The 1,334-nt window shown below is 57.4% G+C and carries 1 rRNA gene; it reads right to left on the bottom strand.

What is annotated here, in order from left to right:
* Positions 1-9 precede the first annotated feature (9 nt).
* Positions 10-1,334, bottom strand: a 16S ribosomal RNA gene (locus tag PWJ82_RS09465); the annotation flags it as partial.

Genomic DNA, 1,334 nt, shown 5'->3' with positions numbered 1-1,334 from the left:
AATCCTTAGAAAGGAGGTGATCCAGCCGCACCTTCCGGTACGGCTACCTTGTTACGACTTCGTCCCAATCGCCAGCCCCACCTTCGACCGCTCCCCCCAAAAAATGGTTAGGCCACGAGCTACGGGTGTTACCAACTTTCGTGACGTGACGGGCGGTGTGTACAAGGCCCGGGAACGTATTCACCGCGGCAATGCTGATCCGCGATTACTAGCGACTCCGACTTCACGAGGTCGAGTTGCAGACCCCGATCCGAACTGAGACCAGCTTTAAGGGATTCGCTCCACCTCACGATATCGCAACCCTCTGTACCGGCCATTGTAGCATGCGTGAAGCCCAAGACATAAGGGGCATGATGATTTGACGTCATCCCCACCTTCCTCCGAGTTAACCCCGGCAGTCTCTCGTGAGTCCCCACCACAACATGCTGGCAACACGAGACAAGGGTTGCGCTCGTTGCGGGACTTAACCCAACATCTCACGACACGAGCTGACGACAACCATGCACCACCTGTACACCACCAACTAAATGCGACCACATCTCTGCAGCCCCGCAGTGTATGTCAAGCCTTGGTAAGGTTCTTCGCGTTGCATCGAATTAATCCGCATGCTCCGCCGCTTGTGCGGGCCCCCGTCAATTCCTTTGAGTTTTAGCCTTGCGGCCGTACTCCCCAGGCGGGGAACTTAATGCGTTAGCTACGGCGCAGAAAACCTGGAAAGGCCCCCCACACCTAGTTCCCAACGTTTACAGCATGGACTACCAGGGTATCTAATCCTGTTCGCTACCCATGCTTTCGCTCCTCAGCGTCAGTAATGGCCCAGTGACCTGCCTTCGCCATCGGTGTTCCTCCAGATATCTGCGCATTCCACCGCTACACCTGGAATTCCAGTCACCCCTACCACACTCAAGCCTGCCCGTACCCACTGCACGCGCGAAGTTAAGCCCCGCGTTTTCACAGCAGGCGCAACAAGCCGCCTACAAGCCCTTTACGCCCAATAATTCCGGACAACGCTCGCGCCCTACGTATTACCGCGGCTGCTGGCACGTAGTTAGCCGGCGCTTCTTCTCCACCTACCCTCAACCCACCAAAAAGCAGGCCTTGTTCGATAGCGAAAGAGGTTTACAACCCGAAAGCCTTCATCCCCCACGCGGCGTCGCTGCATCAGGCTTTCGCCCATTGTGCAATATCCCCCACTGCTGCCTCCCGTAGGAGTCTGGGCCGTATCTCAGTCCCAATGTGGCCGGTCACCCTCTCAGGCCGGCTACCCGTCACCGCCTTGGTAGGCCATCACCCCACCAACAAGCTGATAGGCCGCGAGCCCATCCCCCTTCACA

The sequence above is a fragment of the Actinotignum schaalii genome (assembly GCF_028864145.1).
GTDB lineage: Bacteria > Actinomycetota > Actinomycetes > Actinomycetales > Actinomycetaceae > Actinotignum > Actinotignum schaalii_B.
The sequence above is the reverse complement of the archived record's forward strand: the minus strand, read 5'-3'. Positions and strand labels throughout refer to the sequence as shown.